Origin of the sequence: Arthrobacter sp. 179, assembly GCF_052379645.1 — a bacterium.
Taxonomy (GTDB): Bacteria; Actinomycetota; Actinomycetes; order Actinomycetales; family Micrococcaceae; genus Arthrobacter_H.
On the sequence record NZ_JBQSYU010000056.1, the window covers coordinates 1 to 1,426 of the forward strand.

Annotated in this window: 1 protein-coding gene; it reads left to right on the forward strand. The window is 64.0% G+C overall.

The features are described 5' to 3' along the window. Positions 1-113 precede the first annotated feature (113 nt). The gene (locus ACT3UE_RS15735; RefSeq protein WP_102598824.1) at positions 114-1,376 is read left to right on the forward strand and encodes an IS256 family transposase; all 1,263 of its coding nucleotides are present in this window, start codon (positions 114-116) and stop codon (positions 1,374-1,376) included. Positions 1,377-1,426 lie beyond the last annotated feature (50 nt).

Here is a 1,426-nt window from a genome sequence, read left to right on the forward strand (position 1 = left end):
AGTAGTGCCCCATAAGGTGGTGTAGCGTCCGGTCACCCGCCGATATGGAGTGCGGCCACCGGACGTATCCTTCGAGGAATCTCCTACAACCCACTCGAAAGGACATCGCCGCGATGACCGCTACCCAAATTATCGACCCTCAACGCCTGCTTGTCGAAGCACTCTCCGATGCCTCACCGGACCTGATGCGCTCGATGCTGCAGACCATGATCAACGCTCTGCTGTCCGCTGATGCCAGCGCCGTCTGCGGCGCCGAATACGGCACCGCATCCCCGGAACGGGCCAGCCAGCGAAACGGATACCGGCATCGACCCCTGGACACCCGGGTCGGCACCGTTGACGTCGCGGTGCCGAAGTTGCGGCAGGGGAGCTACTTTCCAGAGTGGTTGCTCGAGCGCCGCAAACGCGCAGAGACCGCGATGATCACCGTCGTGGCGGACTGCTACCTGGCCGGAGTCTCGACCCGCAGGATGGACAAACTCGTGAAGACCCTGGGCATTCATTCCCTCTCCAAGTCCCAGGTCTCGCGCATGGCCGCGGACCTCGACGAGCAGGTCGAGCAGTTTCGTCACCGGCCTCTGGGTGAGGCGGGACCCTTCACCCTCGTGGCAGCCGACGCGTTGACCATGAAGGTCCGTGAAGGTGGACGGGTCGTGAACGCGGTCGCCATGGTTGCCACCGGGGTCAACGCCGACGGGCGTCGTGAAGTGCTCGGGGTGAAGGTCGCGACCAGCGAGACCGGGGCGGCTTGGAACACGTTCTTCGCCGATCTCGTCGCACGCGGACTGGACGGCGTGCAGCTGGTGACCTCGGACGCCCACGCTGGGTTGGTTGAGGCGATCCGGGCGAACCTGCCAGGGGCCAGCTGGCAGCGGTGCCGTACCCACTACGCCGCTAATTTGATGGGGATTTGCCCGAAGAATCTGTGGCCTGCGGTGAAGGCGATGCTGCACTCGGTCTATGACCAGCCCGATGCCGAGAGCGTCCACGCCCAGTTCGACCGGCTGCTGGACTACGTCCAGGAGAAGCTGCCCAAGGTCTTCGAGCACCTCGACGAAGCCCGGGCCGACATTCTGGCGTTCACGGCGTTCCCGAAGGATGTGTGGCAACAGATCTGGTCCAACAACCCCAACGAACGGCTCAACCGCGAGATTCGCCGGCGCACCGACAGCGTTGGTATCTTCCCCAACCGCGACGCGATCATTCGGCTGGTCGGCGCGGTGCTGGCCGAGCAAACCGATGAGTGGGCAGAAGGCCGCCGCTACCTCGGATTGGACGTGCTGGCCAGATGCCGGCTCAGCCTCGTCAACGACGCTGACAACACCCTGAATGCGGAGGAGGCGCCTGCAGATCCCTTCCAAGCGTTGACCGCCTAAAAGCAATCACCGAAGGAAACCACCGCTACACCACTTCCCGGGGCTTGACC